At 72.2% G+C, this 17,473-nt stretch carries 15 protein-coding genes; 7 read left to right on the top strand and 8 right to left on the bottom strand.

What is annotated here, in order from left to right; all coding sequences use genetic code 11:
* Window positions 1–47: 47 nt before the first annotated feature.
* Window positions 48–902 carry a glycoside hydrolase family 16 protein gene (locus tag ABD140_RS30830; RefSeq protein WP_344244744.1) on the top strand — a complete coding sequence of 285 codons (855 nt, stop codon included), beginning with the start codon at window positions 48–50 and terminating at the stop codon, window positions 900–902.
* Here the strand turns inward: ABD140_RS30830 and ABD140_RS30825 are convergent.
* From ABD140_RS30825 to ABD140_RS30795, 7 genes are all read right to left on the bottom strand, one after another.
* A complete protein-coding gene (locus ABD140_RS30825; RefSeq protein ID WP_344244742.1) occupies window positions 875–3,124 on the bottom strand; it encodes a glycosyltransferase in 2,250 nt (749 codons plus the stop codon). The genes ABD140_RS30830 and ABD140_RS30825 overlap by 28 nt on opposite strands.
* Complete coding sequence (locus ABD140_RS30820; RefSeq protein ID WP_344244740.1) at window positions 3,121–3,975, bottom strand: glycosyltransferase family 2 protein; 855 nt, start codon at window positions 3,973–3,975, stop codon at window positions 3,121–3,123. Before ABD140_RS30820 ends, ABD140_RS30825 begins: the two co-directional genes overlap by 4 nt.
* Window positions 3,972–7,157, bottom strand: coding sequence for a glycosyltransferase (locus ABD140_RS30815; RefSeq protein WP_344244738.1), 3,186 nt, complete (start codon window positions 7,155–7,157; stop codon window positions 3,972–3,974). The genes ABD140_RS30820 and ABD140_RS30815 overlap by 4 nt, the downstream gene beginning before the upstream one ends.
* Window positions 7,147–8,253: a glycosyltransferase gene (locus ABD140_RS30810; RefSeq protein ID WP_344244736.1), complete on the bottom strand. Its 1,107-nt coding sequence runs from the start codon at window positions 8,251–8,253 to the stop codon at window positions 7,147–7,149. Before ABD140_RS30810 ends, ABD140_RS30815 begins: the two co-directional genes overlap by 11 nt.
* Window positions 8,250–9,389, bottom strand: a complete 1,140-nt coding sequence (locus tag ABD140_RS30805; protein WP_344244734.1) for a glycosyltransferase family 4 protein — start codon at window positions 9,387–9,389, stop codon at window positions 8,250–8,252. The genes ABD140_RS30810 and ABD140_RS30805 overlap by 4 nt, the downstream gene beginning before the upstream one ends.
* A complete protein-coding gene (locus ABD140_RS30800) occupies window positions 9,386–9,835 on the bottom strand; it encodes a hypothetical protein (RefSeq protein ID WP_344244732.1) in 450 nt (149 codons plus the stop codon). The genes ABD140_RS30805 and ABD140_RS30800 overlap by 4 nt, the downstream gene beginning before the upstream one ends.
* Window positions 9,836–9,932: 97 nt before the next feature.
* Entirely contained in the window at window positions 9,933–12,215 is a 2,283-nt protein-coding gene (locus ABD140_RS30795; RefSeq protein WP_486303352.1) for a DUF6242 domain-containing protein, read from the bottom strand.
* Between the two features lie 238 nt (window positions 12,216–12,453).
* Between ABD140_RS30795 and ABD140_RS30790 the strand changes: the two genes are divergently transcribed.
* The 6 genes from ABD140_RS30790 to ABD140_RS30765 all read left to right on the top strand — a co-directional run bounded on the left by ABD140_RS30790 (window position 12,454) and on the right by ABD140_RS30765 (window position 16,721).
* On the top strand, window positions 12,454–13,314 hold the full coding sequence (locus ABD140_RS30790; protein WP_344244728.1) for a glycoside hydrolase family 16 protein: 861 nt from the start codon (window positions 12,454–12,456) through the stop codon (window positions 13,312–13,314).
* A gap of 106 nt (window positions 13,315–13,420) precedes the next feature.
* A complete protein-coding gene (locus ABD140_RS30785; protein WP_344244726.1) occupies window positions 13,421–14,941 on the top strand; it encodes a Hint domain-containing protein in 1,521 nt (506 codons plus the stop codon).
* Window positions 14,938–15,297 carry a DUF6086 family protein gene (locus ABD140_RS30780; RefSeq protein ID WP_344244724.1) on the top strand — a complete coding sequence of 120 codons (360 nt, stop codon included), beginning with the start codon at window positions 14,938–14,940 and terminating at the stop codon, window positions 15,295–15,297. Before ABD140_RS30785 ends, ABD140_RS30780 begins: the two co-directional genes overlap by 4 nt.
* A gap of 36 nt (window positions 15,298–15,333) precedes the next feature.
* A complete protein-coding gene (locus tag ABD140_RS30775; protein ID WP_344244722.1) occupies window positions 15,334–15,900 on the top strand; it encodes a hypothetical protein in 567 nt (188 codons plus the stop codon).
* Window positions 15,901–15,958: 58 nt separating this feature from the next.
* Window positions 15,959–16,093, top strand: coding sequence for a hypothetical protein (locus ABD140_RS30770; RefSeq protein ID WP_344244720.1), 135 nt, complete (start codon window positions 15,959–15,961; stop codon window positions 16,091–16,093).
* 121 nt (window positions 16,094–16,214) lie between these two features.
* Complete coding sequence (locus ABD140_RS30765) at window positions 16,215–16,721, top strand: hypothetical protein (RefSeq protein WP_344244718.1); 507 nt, start codon at window positions 16,215–16,217, stop codon at window positions 16,719–16,721.
* Between the two features lie 186 nt (window positions 16,722–16,907).
* Here the strand turns inward: ABD140_RS30765 and ABD140_RS30760 are convergent, their stop codons facing one another.
* On the bottom strand, window positions 16,908–17,423 hold the full coding sequence (locus tag ABD140_RS30760; RefSeq protein WP_344244716.1) for a hypothetical protein: 516 nt from the start codon (window positions 17,421–17,423) through the stop codon (window positions 16,908–16,910).
* Window positions 17,424–17,473 lie beyond the last annotated feature (50 nt).

Here is a 17,473-nt window from a genome sequence, read left to right as displayed (position 1 = left end):
TCCGTTGTGATCGAAGATAAGCGAAGACCGAGTGGGACGCACTGATCATGCCGGTACCGCAGAAGCAGCAGCGCCGCCGCCCCGTGACACGTCTTCCCCGGTCGGCGGGGATGTTGGCCGCCGGGGGCCTGATCCTGGGCGCGCTGGCCGGAGCCGGTCTCTCCGCGACGCTGCGGGACGCTCCCCCGGCGGGGCGGGGGCTGGTCTTCTCCGATGAGTTCGACGGTCCGAAGGGGCCTCCCGACCTCGACAAGTGGAACCTCGTCGACGGGCACCTGGGCTACAACGACGAGCTGGAGTACTACCGGCCGGAGAACGCCGCGCTGGACGGGCGGGGCAGTCTCGTCATCACCGCCGAGGCCGAGGACGCCCACCTCTTCGACTGCGGCCCGCATCGCTGCGCCGCGACCTCGGCCCGCCTCACCACCGAGGGCCGCTTCACCTTCACCTACGGCCGGATCGAGGCGCGCATCAGGGTGCCGGGCGGCCAGGGCCTGTGGCCGGCGTTCTGGGCGCGCCGCGACCCGCCGGACGCCGGGCGCGGCGAGATCGACGTGATGGAGATCCTGGGCCGCGATCCCGGCGCGGTGCACAGCAGCCTGCACGGCGACCGCGACCTGCGGGTCACCGACACCTACCGCCTCCCGGACGGGCAGGACTTCACCGGCGGCTTCCACGTCTTCGCCGCCGATTGGCGCCCGGGGAGCATCTGCTTCTCCGTGGACGGCCTCACCCACGCGTGCCGGAAGAAGGCGGCCACGCCCGGCTGGGAGTTCGACCGCCCGTACTTCCTCCTGCTGAACCTGGCCGTGGGCGGCGACTGGGCGGGCGGCCCGGACGAGACGACGGTGTTCCCGCAGCGGATGCTCGTCGACTACGTCCGGGTCTTCCGGCTGGGGTGACGGCCGGCGGCGAGCAGCGCGGCGCCGATCAGCAGCGAGGCGGCCTGGGCGAGCGCCCAGCCTCCGGCGGCGGCGGTCAGGCCGTGCGGCGCGCACACGGCCACGGCCGCCAGGACGAGCACGGCGTTGGCCCCGTTGGCGAAGGTGAAGGCGGCCGTGCGGTCCTCGGCGATGAGCAGCGCGTCCACGAGATAGTTCCCGGCGCCCACCAGGGCCGACAGCGCCAGGAGGCGCAGGGCTCCGGCGGCCTCCGCGGCGTAGCTCGGCCCGAACACGCCCAGGAGCACGGGCGCGGCCAGGAGCGTGAGGGCGACGGCGGGCAGCAGTAGCCCGTACGTCCACAGCAGGGCGAGGGTGAGGTTGCGGCGGCGGGAGGCGCGCCGTGACTCGGCGAAGAGCACCTGCCCGGCCGCCGCCGGGATGAAGGTGAGGAAGGCCGCGATCTGGAAGGCGACGGCCGACCAGGCGGCCGGTTCGGCGCCCAGGACCGCCAGGATCTGCAGCGGCACGACGGTGCTCGGCAGGATGCCCAGCACGGTGCCGAGGTGGCTGCGCAGCGAGAAGCCGAGCCGGTCGCGCAGCCCCGCCGGGCCGCTGCCCCGGGTTAGGCGGGGCAGCAGGGCGAGGCCGCCGAGCAGGCACGCCGCCGCGGTGCCCGAGCCGTAGGCGGCGACGAGCGCCGCCGCGCCCGCCGGCGCCGCCCACAGCGCCGCGAGCTTGAGCAGCGAACCGGTGATGTTCTTGGCCAGCAGGGGGCCGGTGGCGCGGACCGCGATGAGCCCGGCGTCGAACGTGCTGCCCGCGGCGGTGGCGACGACCAGCGCGACGACCAGCGCCACGGTGCCCGGCGCGGGGTCGAGGTCCCGCTGGAGGGGTGAGGCGGCCCAGGCGAGGAAGGCCGGTGCCGCCAGCGCGGCTCCCGCCGTCCCGACCACCGCGACGGCCGCGGCCGCCAGGAGCCGGGGCCGCGGCGCGGACGCCAGGTGCCGCAGCAGGGTGTTGGGCAGGCCCAGGGCGGCGACGGCCGCCAGCAGGTTGACGGCGGCGACCACCGCCGCGAGCCGTCCCACGTCGGCGGGCGGGTACCGGCGGGCGGCCAGGGTCCAGAAGGCGAAGCCGAGGACGGCCAGCGCCACGGTGTTGGCCAGCAGGAGGGTGGAGCCGCGCAGCAGGGCGTCGCGGAGGAACGTGCGCCAGACGGGGCGGCGTGGCCTCTCCAGGAGGGCGGTGAGCTCCCGGTGGGTGGCCTGGGCGAGTCGCGGCCAGCCGGTCCGGCGGGCATAGGCGAGGCTCGTCCGGCGTCCGGCGTGCAGGACGGCGGCGTCCACGTCGCTGAGCGCGGTGAGCGCCGCGGTGAGGGCGGGGACCGTCCCGTCGTAGCGGACCGCCGGGAGCTCGGCGAGGGTGTCGTGGTCGGGCACCACGAGGGGCCGGCCGTGGCTCAGCGCCATGAGCGCGCTGCCGCTGGTCGTGATGGCGCGGAACGGCAGGACGACGACGTCCGCTTCGGCCATCAGCGCGGCGATCTCGTTCTCGGGCACGTGGCCCAGCCGCAGTTCGACCCGCTCGTCGGCGGCCGCGTGCAGACGCGCCGCCCGTTCCCGGTCGGGGCAGTCTCCGGCGACCACGAGCCGGGCCTCGCCTGGGACGTCCGCGAACGCGGTGAGGAGTTCCTCGACGCCTTTGTAGGGTTCGATGCGGCCGAAGAACAGGAAGGTACGCGGTTCTCCCGGCGGCCTGTCGGGCATGGGAGGCGCCGGGTACGGTCCGTGCGGGATGACGGTGTCGTGCCGGGGTTCGGCGCCGATCCGGCGGAGGGCGTCGCGGGTGGCGGCGTCGTGCAGGATCACCAGGTCGGCGCGGCGCACCAGGAAGCGACGGGCCGCGGTGTCGTCGTCGAACACCGGGCTGTGCGGAAGGACGTTGTGCGCCGTCCAGACGAGGCGTTGGCCGAGCAGCGCGATCGTCGCCAGCACCGCCATGAACCACCAGCGGGCGATGTCGGGCCGGTGCAGGCGGAAGCCCCACACCCAGTGGAGATGCACCAGGCGGGCTCCGCGCAGCCGCTGCCAGGCCAGTTCGAGCGGGAGGAGCAGCACGTTCAAGGTGCGCGAGGGCGTCAGTTCACCCAGGTAGCGCACGCGTACCCCGTGACGGCGGAGTTCGGTGTACAGCAGCTCCTGGTAGGGGTTGTCATCGCGGGGGAAGGCCAGAAGCCTCATCTGCGGACCAGTTCGCTGAGCACACCCGCACCGTAGAGCAGGTGGTCGGTGAGGGTTCTGCGGATGCCCGCGTGCCGGTTGCGCCAGGCCGGGACGAGCAGGAGCAGCGGGTAGAGGGGGAAGACGAACGTCAGCGGGAGGCCCAGGAGGAACAGCGGGTAGGCCACGACCATGGGCTCTCTGCGCCACAGGCCCGCCCGGCGCGCCCGGTGCTTGCGGTAGAGGCGGGCGCGGGCCGCTCCGTAGGCGAACGAGCGGCGGGCCTGCCTGCGGGCGTCGCCCCAGTCGTGGACGACCACGGCCTCGGGGACGAACCGCAGCCGTTCTCCCCTGTCGCGCAGCCGCCAGGTGAAGTCGACGTCGGAGCCGTAGGCGAAGCTCTCGTCGAAGCCGCCCAGTGCGGTGAACAGTTCCTTGCGGAAGGCGAGATTGAGGGTCGGCGCCTCCTCCAGGTAGGGGCCGGCGTTCCGCAGTCCCGCGTCGTACAGGCCTTCTCTGTCGTGCGGGCCGGTGGTCAGGCCGGCGGTGACGTTCTCCGTTCCGTCGAGGATCGGCGCGGTCAGGCGTTCCAGCCAGTGCGGTCCGGGAAGGCAGCTCGCGTCCAGGAAGACCACGATCCCGCCTCGTGCCGCGCGGACTCCGGCGTTGCGCTGGTGCGGGATCGTCACCTCCACGCCGGGCGGGCGCGCGAAGGGGACGACCCGGACGCCCTGCCGTGTCACGGGCTCGGCGGACGCGTCGACGACGACGATCTCGCAGCGTTCGTCCGTCTGTGCCTCCAGGGCCGCGAGGGTCGCCGGGAGGGCGGGCTCGTCCCGCGTGATGATCACGATGCTCAGCGCCGGTGTCACCGGTGGAACACCTCCGCCCGGCCGTTGGTGTAGACGCGGTCGTAGTGGTCGGTGACGAACAGCTCGGGGAAGGCGTAGATGGCCAGCTTCCCGGCGAACAGCGACCGGGCCCGGCCGTGGTGGAGGTTGGTGCGGCTGGCGTAGATCCAGGCGGACGGGTCGAGGGTGAGCGGTGTCAGGTCGGTCAGGACGCGCACGTCGGGGCCTTCGGCGGCGAAGAGGCGGAGCTGGCCGTACCGGTCGGCGTAGACGCGGTCGGCCGAGTACGGGAGCCTGCCGCCCAGCCACCGCGCCGCGGCCAGCTCGGAGCGGGAGAGCTCGAACCGCTCCACGTCCTCGCCGCGGTCGGCGAGGTTGGCCGCGCGGGGGCCGCCGAGGGCGAGTGCGGTGGCGCCGCTCGTCCCGGCGAAGAGCAGCAGGGCCGCCGTGGCCGCGGCTCCGGCCAGCCAGCGGGCGGGCCGCAGGAGGCGAAGGCGGGGCACCAGGGAGCGCAGCAGCCAGCAGAGCACGACCGACGTCAGGATCATCGCCTGGAGCTGGGCGCGCCCGGGGTTGTAGGCGATGGCGAGCGTGCCGGAGAAGCGCAGCAGGACGAGGAGCGCCAGCATCGGAAGCGCCAGCGCCGCCAGCCTCCGCGCGGTGGGCGCGGCTCTGCGGCTGAGGACCAGCCAGAGCGCGCCGAGCAGGGAGAGCACGTTGACGAGCTGCTGCAGGATCAGCAGCGCCACGTCCAGGCCCGTGCCGACGGCCGGGAGGCGTTCGGCGGGCTCGGGCGCCTGGGCGTCGCCGAGGGCGTACCGGGGCTCGGCGGCGTCCTCGGCCGGGGTGACGGCGATGTTCGGCGGGCGGTATTTGAGGACGACCTGGTCGGCGTAGGCGACCGTCGACATCCGCGTCGCCTCGGCTCCGCGCAGGAAGGCGCTCAGCGCGCTCTCGCCCTTGACGGCCCGGGGCAGCAGGCGCAGGCCGTCCGTCTGCAGCGCCGCACGCAGCTCGCCCAGGTTGGACGTCGAATGGGTGACCGGGACGTACCAGACCGCGGCGGCCGCGGCGCAGCACGCCAGGGCCGCGGCCACCGGACCGGCACCGCCGGTCCGCAGCAGCAGGAGCAGCAGGAGCGCGCCCGCGAGCAGGCCGATCGTGACGTAGGCGGTCGTGTAGTGGGACACGGCGATCGAGGCGCCGAACAGGCCGACCAGCACGGTGCGCGGGCCCGCCCGCAGACCGGCGTCGAGGACCGCGCCGAGCAGCGCCGCGAACATCAGCATCGCGATCTCCTGCCGTGCCACGGCGGGCATCTGCTGGGCCAGACCGCTCTGCGCCACGACCAGCACCGCCGCCACGAAGGCCCACCGCACCGGCAGGACGCGGCGGGCCAGGAAGAACACCGCGACCGGGAGCATCGCGAAGACGGCGGGCAGCAGCAGCTTCAGCACCATCAGGACGGGCAGCCCGGTGAGCGCGCCGAGCTGGGCGGGCAGCACGGTGATGCTGAGCATCGCCCCGTAGGCGTCGGGGTGCGGGCCGGTGTGCCAGATCCCCTCGGCCGCCGTCCGGTTCGCCGCGAAGTACTCGGTCGCCACGTCGTAGCCGTAGAGGATGTCGCCGCGCAGCGAGTACGACCACATCATGGCCAGCGCCACCGCGTAGAGGACCATCGCCAGCCGTCCGTGCCGCCAGTGCCCGGCGCCCGCCGCACCGGCGACGAGCAGCCCGAGGCAGCCGACGACCGCCACGGCGGCCAGGCCCGGACCTCTTCCGTGGTTCAGCCACAGGGCTCCGCCCGCTGCGGCGAGCGGCAGCAGCAGCAGGGGCACGGGCGAGGGGAACTCCCGCCAGGGGATGACCGTGCCGGGGCCTGCGCTCGCTCCGGCGGCGAGAAGGGCGAGGAGGCACAGCTCCAGGCCGATCAGGAGCGGTCCGGCACGCAGCGGAGGCGTGTCGGAGAAGAGCGGCCAGAGGAAGTTGACGCCGAAGCCCGAGATGAGCAGCACGGCCAGCGAGGCCGCCGGAACGTAGAGCGGAAAGGCTGCGGCACGCTCTCCGGGGACGCGCAGAGCCCGAAGGAGCAGGCATCCGGGGACTGTCAGCAGCAGGACGGCCAGGACGAGCTGCGCCGCCCACAGCTCTCGTACCTGCGTCAACGCCGCGATGGCCACCAGCAGCGCCCCGTAGCCGTACTGCCTCTGGTCGGCTCCGGGTCCGTGCGGCGCGTGGAGCAGTCCCCGTACGAACCCCGCGTTCTCCAGCCCTTCCTGAAGGAGCCGCACGTACGGGTCGGCGACGGCGACGGGCTGGCCTCGGAACGCCGCCCGTCCCCAGCCGGGGTAGAGCAACAACGGCAGCACCGCCGAGAAGGCCAGTACGGGGAACCGTACGGCCGCGACCGCCAGCACCGCCATGAGCACCGGCCAGGGGAAGATGGTCGGCCGTACGGAAGGCCACTTGCGGTAGTGCATCGCGTTCCCGTGCCCGTAAGCGAGACTCCGCCCGAACAGAGACGGGACTCCGTGGTGCTCGACGATGGCGTCCGGGAGGAACAGCAGCCGTCCGTCCAGCCGCCGTGCGAGGTCTTCTTCCTCGGCTGCGTACCGGAAGTCCTCATCGAAGCCGTCCGCCTCTTCGAGGGCGCTCTTGCGGTACGACATGTTGCCGCCGCAGAAGGCGTGGACGTACCGCCGCTCCCCTGCTTCGGGCGGCTGCCACTGCCCGCGCAGATACCTCAGGAACCGTCCTGCGATCCCTTTCTGTTCGGTGAGGGCGAGTTCCAGCGGCACGTGCCGGTGGTTGCGCTTCATGAACCGGGCCGCGTACCCGCCCGCACCGGCTTGGACGATCGGCCCGCCGACCCCGGTGACGTCTTCGTTCTTGTAGGCGGCCAGGAGGAGTTCCGCCCACTTCTCCTCCGGCACACAGTCGTCGTCCAGGAACGCGACGACCGGCGCGGACGCCGCCCTCCACCCGGTGTTCCGGGCCGCCGGGGCTCCCAGATTGCGCGGGTGCTGCAGCAGCAGCGCGTCGTGTTCGCCCACCACTTCGGCGGTCTCGTCCAGGGAGCCGTCGTCGACGACGATGACTTCCAGCTCGCTCCGGACCGTCTGCGCGTCCAGCGCGTCCAGGCAACGGCCGATCCGCTCCTCGCCGTCCTTGCTGCAGATGACGACGCTCAGGCTAAACGGCACCGGCCAGGACCCTCTCGTAAAGCGCCTCCGTGCGAGCCGCGACCTCCTCGGGGCCGGGCGCCAACCCCTGCAGGGGGTGTCCGCCGCCGTCCAGCACCGTCCGTATCGCTTTGGCGAGCTCCGCCGCGTCGCCCGGCGGCGCCAGCAGGCCTCGGGACGGCTCTCCGGCCTCCCGCGGTTCCGTCGCGGAGCCGGATGCGGAGAACAGGTCGGGGAGGCCGCCCACCGCGGTGGCCACGAGCGGAGTGCGGGACGCGAGGGCGAGGTGGGCGACTCCGCTCTGAGCCGCTTTGCGGTAGGGAAGGACGGCGACGGCGGCGGTGGCGAACCAGGCGGCGACCTCCGCCTCGGGGACGTGCCCGGTGAAGACGACCCGGTGGGCCAGCCCGTGGCGGGTGAGCGCGGCGCGGACCTCGCGCTCGTGGCGGCGGTCGCGGAGCTCCATGGGCTTGAACAGGGGGTCGCGGGCCCGCACGGCTCCGGCGACGACGAGCATCGCGTCGTCCACGTGGCGCAGGGCGTCGGCGAGGACGTCCAGGCCCTTGTCCACGTGGATGAAGCCGAAGGCCAGGACGACGGGGGCGGAGCCCAGGGAGAAGCGGGCGCGCAGCGCGTCGGAGGTCGTGGTCGAGGGCGGTGGCGGGGCGCAGAAGTGCGGGATCAGTTCTGCGCTTCCCGCGGCGGCGCGCGCGTCGCGGGTGTGGACGATGAGGGCGGCGCAGCGGGACGCGAGGCGGCGGTAGAGGAGGCGGCCGGGAGCGCGGAGGAGGGCGGTGTCGCGGGTGATCTCGTGGAGGGTGGCGACGACGGGCGCGTCCAGTTCGCGCAGGAGGCGCAGGACGGCGGGGACGCGGAGGCCGAACGCCGGGACGGCGAACTGGACGTGCACCAGGTCGGGCCTGAAACGGGCGATCTTCTCCGGCAGGCCGGGGTCCCCCAGGGCGCCCAGGACCTCCGGCGGGGACGACGGGTGGGGGCGGGCCGCCACGACCGCCGTCTCGTGGCCGCGGTCGGCGAGCGCGGCGGCCAGCACGCGGGCGTAGGCGCCGATGCCGTCGCGGGCGGGCGGATAGGGGGCGAGGTGGAGGACTCTCATGGGTCGCGCAGGACCTCCGTCACGCGGTCGGCGACCAGGCTCCACTCGTACTCGGCCAGCCACGGCTCGGGCGCGCGCTCGGACGGCCGTTCCGCGCCGCCCGCCAGGCCGCGCATCAGGGAGGCGGTGAAGTCGGCGAGGTGGGGGGCGCAGACGATGCCGTCGCGGGAGCGGGCGACCAGGAACTGGGCGAGGTTGTCGCGGGCGGAGGTCGTCACCACCGGCACCCCGCACGCCAGCGCCTCCAGCGCCGCCACGCCGAAGCCCTCGCGCACCGACGGGAACGCGAACACCCGCCCGGCCTTGATGAGGGAGTACACGTCCTTCTGCTCGCGGACGTCGTGCCGGAAGTCGACGGCGGCGCTGATGCCGAGTTCGGCGGCGCGGCGGTGGAGGCGTTCGCGGTCGGGGCCGTCGCCGATGATGCGGCAGGTCACCGGCCGGTCCAGGGCGTGCAGCATCGCGACGGCCTCCAGCAGCAGGTCGAGCCGCTTGTGCGGCATCAGCCTGCTGACCGCGACGAGGTCGCACGGCTCGTCGGCGGGCTCGGCGGCGGCGACGCGGGCCAGGTCGATGCCGTTGGGCGCGACGGTCACCGGCGTCCGCCCGCCGAGGTGGGACTCCAGCCGGCCGGCGGTCTCGGCGGAGGCGGCGATGATCCGGTCGGGCGCGCGCATCGCCGCGCGCTCGACCCACCAGCCGAGCCGCCACGCGCGGCCCAGGTAGTCGCGCCAGTACTCCGGACCCCACACCTCGTGCCAGGTCCCCACGAGGGGGCGGCGGCGCAGGGTCGCCACCAGCCGCAGCGCCAGGACGGGGAAGAACGGGATCTGGTCGGCCTCCAGCACGTCGAAGCGGCGCCACAGCAGGCGCAGGCAGGCCACGGCGAACCAGAGCGCCTGCAGCGTGGAGCGGCTGCCGCCCCGGTAGAGCGGCAGGTGGCGGCACAGGGCGTGGAAGGTCAGCCCGTCCTCCTCGCGGACGCTCGGCCCCTTCCACCAGTTCATCGTGTAGACGTGCAGCTCGAACCGCTCCGACAGGTGGCCCGACAGCTCCCGGTACCGGTTCTCCCGCCCGCCGAAGCTGAAGGGGTGGACGGCGTCGACGACGACCGCCACCACGGGGCGGGACGTCACCCGGGTCTCCTCTGGTCGGGGTCGGAGGTGCAGGCCGACCGGTGGTCGATGCTCTCCCCGCTGCCCTCCAGCCGGACGGCGAGGGTGAACTCGCCGACCTTGCACTGGGCGGTGGCGTAGGGCTCGACGGCGACGGTGCCGCCGCCGGGGGCGCGGGCGCGGCCGCGGGCGATCAGCCTGGTCTCGGTGCCGGCGGTGAGGGTGACGGTCCAGCCGTAGTCGCGGTCGTGCCCGGTGTGGTTGCCGATGGTGAATCCCGGCAGCGGCAGCACCCCGGTGGAGAGCACCAGTTCGGGCAGGGCGTGGGGGTCGGCGAAGGCCAGCTCGGTGAACCCCTCCGGCGCGGCGCGCAGGCCCGCGGCGGTCAGGAGGGCGGTGCCGGGAGCGGTCTGGGCGGCGAGCAGCACGGCGGCCGCCGCGATGCCCCCCACCCAACGCGATTTCACGCCAAATCCCCACGATTTCTGCTTTTTCTGAAGCCTCCCCTGAACCTAGTGAATCCGTGGACGGGCACCGCACGGATTGACAGGAGTCACTCTGACCTCATCCGGTCACAACTGTCCGGAAGTGGTCAGAATTGTGCCCTTTTGTTAAGTCTTTGTCCGGTCTGACCAGCAGGGTCGGCTGGTCCTCGCCGCCCGCGGCGCTGGCGCCCACCCCGATCAGCGATCCCGCGGACACCGTCACGGCGGTGAGCAGCTGGTCCCCCGGGCCGTTCGCGCCCACCCCCGACGGGACGGACCTGCGCCACGTCCTGCCGTCACGGGTCGACCACAGCGTCACGTCCCGGGGACGCCCCGCCGTTCCGGCGACCAGCACCCCCCGCGACGTCACCGTCATCGCCGTCACGGTGATGCTCTGGCCGGATCCGGCCGGGAGCTCGGCGGCCTGCCAGGTCCGCCCGCCGTCGGAGGAGACGTAGAGGAGCGACCACGTGCGCGCGCCGTCCGCGACCACGGCCGTCCCCGCCGCCACCAGCAGGTCGCCCCTGGCCGCGATGTGCGTCAGCCAGCCCTCGTTGACTCCGTTGGGCAGCGGCAGCCGGTTGAGGATCCACTTGCGCCCGTCCGGCGACGCCCAGACGGTGGGCCGCCGGACGAACACCCCGCCGTAGGCCTCGGGGTCCGTCACGCCGCCCGCGGCGACGAAGCCGAACGGCCCCGCGGCCACCGAGCGCATCCACCTGCGGTTCGCCGGGGAGCCCTCCAGGTTGTCGCCGCCGGCGCCCGCGCCGCGCTCCCAGGTCTTCAGGTCGGCCGAGTACCAGGTGATGGCGCTGTCCCCGGAGTCGCCGACGACGACGTAGCCGCCCGGGCCGCTGACCACCGCGTGCGCCGTCACGGGAGTGTCCTCCTCGGCGGCGAAGACCTCGTCCTGGTCGGCCTGCACCCAGTCGGTGCCGTCCCGGGAGGTCAGGACCATGGGCCTGGTCCCCGTGGCCGCCGTGTCCGTCCCGACCGCGAGCCAGCCCGCGTCCCCGGCCGCCACCCCGTGCAGGCGCTGGGTGCCGGGCCTGGCGAGCGTGCCGCCCTTGGCCCTGCGCCAGGAGCGGCCGTCGGAGGACAGCCAGACCGAGGCGTCCCCGTTGGTGCTGCCCACCGCCATGACGGTGCCGTCGCGCTGCGCCAGGCCCGTGACCGCCTTGTCCGGGACGACGAGGCCGGAGACCCGCGGCGGGATCTCCTTGCCCGCCGCGTCCCGGACGGCCAGGAGCGCGTTCGCGTCGTCGCCGCCGGTGTCCCGGCCGGTGACGACGGCGCCGCCGCCCGGCGCCGCCAGGCCGGTGACCTCGCGGCCGTCCAGCAGGGCGAGGGCGCCGGCCGGCGTCCAGGCCGCCCCGTCCCTGGTGGCCAGCAGGTCGAGCTGCCGGTCGGTGACGACGGCGGCGGTCAGCGTCCCGCCCTCGCCCGTCAGCGCCCGCAGGTCCGTCAGGCCCGGCGCCTCCAGGGCCGGGCCCTCCTTCCACTCCGCGCCGTCGGTCGAGGAGTACAGCCGCGCGCCGTCCTTGACCCGGTGCACCACGTGCAGGGCGTCCGCCGTCGCGGCGACGCGCAGCCCGTCGGCGTCCTTCGGGCGGGGCGGCACGAACTCCTGCCACGTCGCCGCGGCGTCCGTCGAACGCCACACGACCTCGCCGTTCCCCTCCGACGACACGCCGCGGATCACGATCACGCCGGAGACCGCGGCGATCTCGGTGAACTCCAGGGTGCCCTTGGCGGGCGGGTGCAGCTGCCAGCCGGTGACGCGGCGCCAGCTCCGGCCGTCCTGGGACAGCCAGACGACGGGCGCGGTGTCGCTGTGGTCGCCCTTGGCGGTGGTCCCGCCGGTGGCGATGAAGCCCTGCGCGTAGCGGGCCAGGGCGCGGACCCGGTCCTGGGCGGCGAAGGGCCGGCCCGCCTGGTCGGGCTGGCGCGTCCAGGCGGCGCCGTCCCTGCTCGTCCACACCACGGTGCCGCCCGCGACGCTGCGGCCCAGGGCCGTCCAGCCGGAGGGGGACCCGGCCACGAAGGAGGGCACGTCGTCCAGCGGGGCGGGCTCGCCGGAGGGGGTGCGGACGCGGGCGGCGGTGAACGTGCGGCCCCCGTCCCGCGAGACGAGGAAGACCGCGCGGTAGCCGAGGGTGCTCTGCTCGCCCCCGACCGCGACGGTCAGCGCCCCGACCGAGGCGACGGAGCGCAGCTCCTGGTCGCGCCCGTCGGAGCGGGCGACGGGATCGGCGGCGAACTCCTCCCCGGCCAGCCGCCAGGAGTCGTCGCCGTCCCCGGTCAGCTTCACCACGACGAGGGTGGCCACCAGCAGCAACGCCATGCTGGAGGCGCCGAGCATCACCCAGTGCCAGGGGATTCTGCGCGGTGGTTTCGCGGGTTGCGGGTGAAATCCGCCGCCATAGTCTGGAACGGTCAAATACGGATCGTCGGCGCCGTGGCCGTTCTGCTTCCGTTTCCATGGCGCCCAGTCGCCCACCGCACCCCGCCTTTCCCTGCGACCCCGGAAAACCCGGAAATCTCGCAAAATGATGATCTAATGCCACGGGAAATGGCAACCAGCACCGGCAAGAGGTGACATGCGCCGCAGCACGCTCGCCGTCCTCTGCGCCGTCTCGCTCGTGACGGGCCTGTCCGCCTGGCGGCTCGGCGGCGAGGAGGCCGCCCCGGCCCCCTCCGTCCTGCCGGTGGCGCAGGACTCCCAGGCACCGCTGTTCACCCTCCCGAAGACCCGGTGGAAGAAGACCTGGGGCGACGAGTTCAACGGCGAGGGCGCCCCCTCCCGCGCATGGCGCGCCCTGAGCGGCGGCACCGGCTGGGGCCACGAGGCCCGCCAGTACTACACCCCCGCCAACGCCCGCCAGGACGGATACGGCAACCTCGTCATCACCGCCGAGAAGGCGCCCCGGAGCAGCCGCCTGCAGTGCTGGTACGGACGCTGCACCCACCTCTCCGCCCGCATCCAGACCGACCGCTCCTTCACCCAGACCTACGGCCGCTTCGCCGCCCGCGTCCGCATCCCCACCGGCAACGGCGTCTGGCCCGCCTTCTGGATGCAGCGCAAGAACGGCGGCCTCGTCGGCAGCCCCACCTACGGCGAGATCGACGTCATCGAGACCCGCGGCCAGGAACCCCACCTGGCCCGCGGCTACGCCCACGCCAAGGACCTCAAGGGCGGCGGCGTCCTCCTCATGCCCGAGCCCCTCGAAGCCGGCTACCACGTCTACGGCGTCGACTGGACCCCCAAGTCCATCACCTGGTGGGTCGACGGCAAGCCCTACGCCCAGCTCCCCCGCTACAAGAACTGGCCCTTCGCCAAGCCGTTCTTCCTCGTCCTCAGCCTCCAGGTCGGCGGCAGCTGGGTGGGCCCGCCCGACCGCACCACCCGCTTCCCTGCCCGCCTCACCGTCGACTGGATCCGCACCTACAAGGCGTCCTGACCGGTTTTTCGTGCGGGCCCCCTTTTTGGGCCCTGGGGCCCTGTGCACCCGGTTTCCGACTCGATTCCCTTGTTGCGGCAACCCGCTGGCTTCCGGGGAGGATGCTTTGCCGCGTCGCGAACGTCGTACGGGCCTGCGTCGTGATGGCGGCGCCTCGTCCGTCGAATACGGCGCCATCCTCATCCTCGTCGCCGCCCTGGCCGCCGTCTTCACCGTCGTCGCCCTCCCCGAACGCGTGAAGACCAACACCGCCGCCGCGATCTGCCAGCTCTTCAGCGGCACTGGTCCCCGCGACTGCCCCGAAGGCCAACCCCCGGCCCCCGTCCCCGACGGCCCACCCGGCGCGAACGGGCCTCCCGCCGGCGACGATCCTCCGGACGGCCCCGCGCTCCCCGACCCCGCCCCCCGGGGCGAGCCGCCCGCCGCCGATCCGAACCTTCCCCCGGCACTCGATCCCGACGATCCCGACGTCCGCAACTACAACGACGCCAAGAACGAGGCCGACGCCGCGAACCAGGCGCTCAACGACCTCAACGGCCTCTCCGAACAGGCCAAACAAGAGATCATCGACTTCCTCAAGGACCTCGTCGGCATCACCGACATCGAGGACTGCCTGACCAAGGGCGACATCATCGCCTGCATCAGCGCCCTGGCCGGACTCGTCCCCTGGGGCAAGGTCCTCAAAGTCCTCAAGAAGATCCCCGGCGCCATCAAACTGGCCAAGAAGCTCAAGAACCTCTGGGACAAGCTCGCCGACGCCCGAGCCCGCAAGAAGAAGGCCGACGACGCCCTCGAAGACGCCAAGAAGAAACTCGACGGCAAGGCCTGCCCGGTCAAGAAGCCGCCGAGCAGCTTCCTTCCCGGCACCCGCGTCCTCCTCGCCGACGGCACCTCCCAGCCCATAGAGCGGATCCGGGTCGGCGACCTCGTCCGGTCCACCGATCCCGTCAGAGGCGTCACCGCCTCCCTGCCCGTCACCCACCTGATCGACAGCCGGGGACCCAAGCGGCTCGTCACCCTCTCCCTCAGCCCCCTCGGCCGCTTCGGCCCCACCGTCACCGCCACCGCGAACCACCCGTTCTGGAACCCCGCCGCCCGCGTCTGGCAGCCCGCCGACCGCCTCGCCCCCGGCACCCCGCTCAACGGCCGACATGTCCTGGCCTCAGCCCGGCCGCGCACAGCGACCGCCCGCGTCCACAACCTCACCATCGCCGGCTTCCACACCTACTACGTGCTCATCGGCGGCGTCCCCGTCCTCGTCCACAATGAGAACCCCGTTCCCCAGCCCGGTTGCGGACCGCTCGAAGGTGAGGAGGAATACGATGTCTACGACCCCGTCACCAAGAACAGGATCACCGATATCGACAAGATCGAGAACGGCGTCCTCTGGGAGTTGAAGAGCGTCCTGTACGGCGACGAACAGTGGCTCGACAAACAGGTGACGAAGAAGCTCGACAAGTACCTCAAGGCCAGAGAGCACATCGAGGGGTACGAGAACGCCCCGATCGGGTTCCGATTCACCAGCGACCGGATGGACCCGCGGTTCCGGACCGCCCTCGAAAACCACTTCGACCGGCTCAGGAGAGAAAATCCCGGGCTCGACCTGAGACTGGAGTTCGTCGGATGAGCGTCTACTTCGAGCACCAGGGGAGAACCCTGTGGAATCCGGCCACCGGTCTCGGCCGGTGGTACGCCGCCCTGGCCGACGCGGCGGCGGACATCGTCCAGACGCCGACGGGCCTGACCGAGAACGACGACGACACCTACACCGTGGACCTGATCGCTTTCCGGACCTTCGCGGAAAAGCTCTACGCCCGCTTCTTCCGCACGCGGAATCCGCTGGTCCACGCGCTGGTCGAGCCCTCTCTGCTGATCTCCCTCGTCATGCTCGAACGCGGCGGCATCACGATGACCCCGGCAACGGAGCACGAGACGAGATTCCTGGACAAGATCCCGGAGTACTCCAGGCTGATGGCGGGGTGATCTTCCTTCAGCGGGTCATCCGATGCGCCGGGGATCGTGGAGTTCCAGCTTTACCTCCTCCGCACCATGAAGCCTCCGAAACACCTCCTGGCTCATGCCCTCGACCTTCTCGGACGCACCGAGGAGGAGATGCGGAAAGCCGCGGACGCCGTGTCGCGTGCCCTCCGTCCGCAGCTCGGCACGGCCGAACCGGTCACGACCGTCGCCGATTTCCTCCACACGACCCTGAGCGGCGGCCGCCTCCCCCGCCCCGACGACGACCGGAATTTCTACAGAATCCCGCTCTGGGAAGAATTCATCTTCGAGGCGTCATTCGGCTGCTCCGGCAGGTTCATCGAACAGGCCAAATTCACCGGAGACCCTTCCCGGAGGCTCCCCGACGGAGAGCCGGAAGCATGGAATTTTCTTGAGGACGACCTCTCCCAGAGGTTCACCGAGATTCAAGAAATCGACGAGTGGGGCCACTACCGAACCTATCTGGCCCGCGCGCCCGAGAGCGGAGACATGTTCTTCCTCAGATTCGCCTGGGGCGTGCTCCAGCAGATCGAACCCGTCCCGGAAGCGCCGGACCGCACGAGGGACCCGTCCGCGGAGACCTCGTGAGGCGAGCGTCCACGACGAAATCCAGGAGTACTCCAGATCGATGACAGGGTGAACTTCCTTGTTCCTGGAGAACCAGCAGGGCCACACCGACGGGATCCAGTTCTCCTTCGCCCTCGGCGAGGGTGCGGAATGGCGCGTCCAGCTGGTCGCGGCGGCGTCCCGGTGGCAGCTCTCCGACTGGCGGATCCCCTGAGAACCCGGCGGAGGGGAGAGCCGATGTGCGGCGTCCGCGTGGTCCGCACCCCCGTCGGCGGGTGATCCTGTTTATGATCAGAAGGGCCTGCCGCAGACCTCTCCCCCTCGGAGGCCTCACCATGTTGCGAGCCGAAGACCTGTTCCACGGAACCGCCGAGCCCGAGGCCGTTCCCCTCCCCGAGCGCGATCCGCTCCGCGAGCCCGACGTCCTCCTGGAGGCCCAGCTCCTGGACACCCGCGTCGAGGTCCGCACCTCCCGCGCCGCCCTGCTCCTGGAACTGCGCACCACCATGGAGTTCGCCAAGGGCGACGCCGCCCTCCTCATCGCCCACGGCGTCCGCGAGTTCACCTGGACGGCGCCCTCCCGCCCCGCTTCCAGCACCGCCTGGACCGTGCTCTCCTCCGCCCCCGGCGCCTCCGAGAGCCTGTTCACCCTCGACCTCGGCCTCCACCCCGACGCCGGCCTCCGCCTCACCGCCGAACACGCCGAGTTCTATGTCGCCGACGTTCCCCGCCTGGCCCCCCGCATCCCGGACTACGGAACCGACGACCCCGCCACCATCCGCAACAACCTGCCTTCCTGGACCTCGCCCCTCTCCCTGAGAGGCGCCTGCGCTCTCTCCTGACCCGCTGCCGGTTCCGACCGAACGGCTTCCGCCTCGTCGAAGCGGAAGCCGAGGTCGCGGTAGGCGCCCTTGAGCGGCCGGTCCAGCGCGTGGATGAGGGGCATCTCCCAAGGCACTTCGAGGGTCAGGGGAAGAGGAATTTCCGAGACGCCATGGCCTTCTTCTCCGAAATACGGGATCAAGCGGCTACGCGGAGTAGCCGATATCGCCGGTGCGCCAGTGGTTCAGGGGTTCGAAATCCGCGAGCTCGGGCGCCTGCTCCAGCACCGCCCTCGAAAAATCCTTCGCGAGGTCGGCGAACATCCTCTGCAGGATTCCATAATCCATGGTGATGCTCGGCGGATCAGGCCTCCACGAGGTGCGGGATGCGCAAGAAATAAGGACCTCTCGGCCGTTCAGCCGAAATTCCAGCGTCCTCTCGACCCCTTGCGAGTAGAGATCGACCTCGGCGGACCCCGCCTTGTTCATCCCGTCCACGAGATCCGGAATCCCTTCGATCAGGGTGGACATGTCGTAGCCGACATCGAAATTCCAGTCGCTCGACCCGAATCCCGAGATCCTGAATTCATACCCCGCGCCCTCCAGGATTCCGCAGCAGACCATGACCAGGGTCGGGAAGTCCTCGAGTTCCTCCGGAAGGTGATCGATCTCCTCTCGAGCCCGGGGTTCGGCGGGCCCGACCAGTTCAAAAGAAAGATCCACGCGTGCATGCTAACAAGTCCGAGCCGCCCCGCACGGTCATCCCGGAGGCC

Source organism: Actinocorallia libanotica, from assembly GCF_039525175.1.
In the GTDB taxonomy this organism is placed as follows: domain Bacteria; phylum Actinomycetota; class Actinomycetes; order Streptosporangiales; family Streptosporangiaceae; genus Actinocorallia; species Actinocorallia libanotica.
Note: the sequence above shows the minus strand (reverse complement) of the source record. Positions and strands in the feature narration are given on the sequence as shown.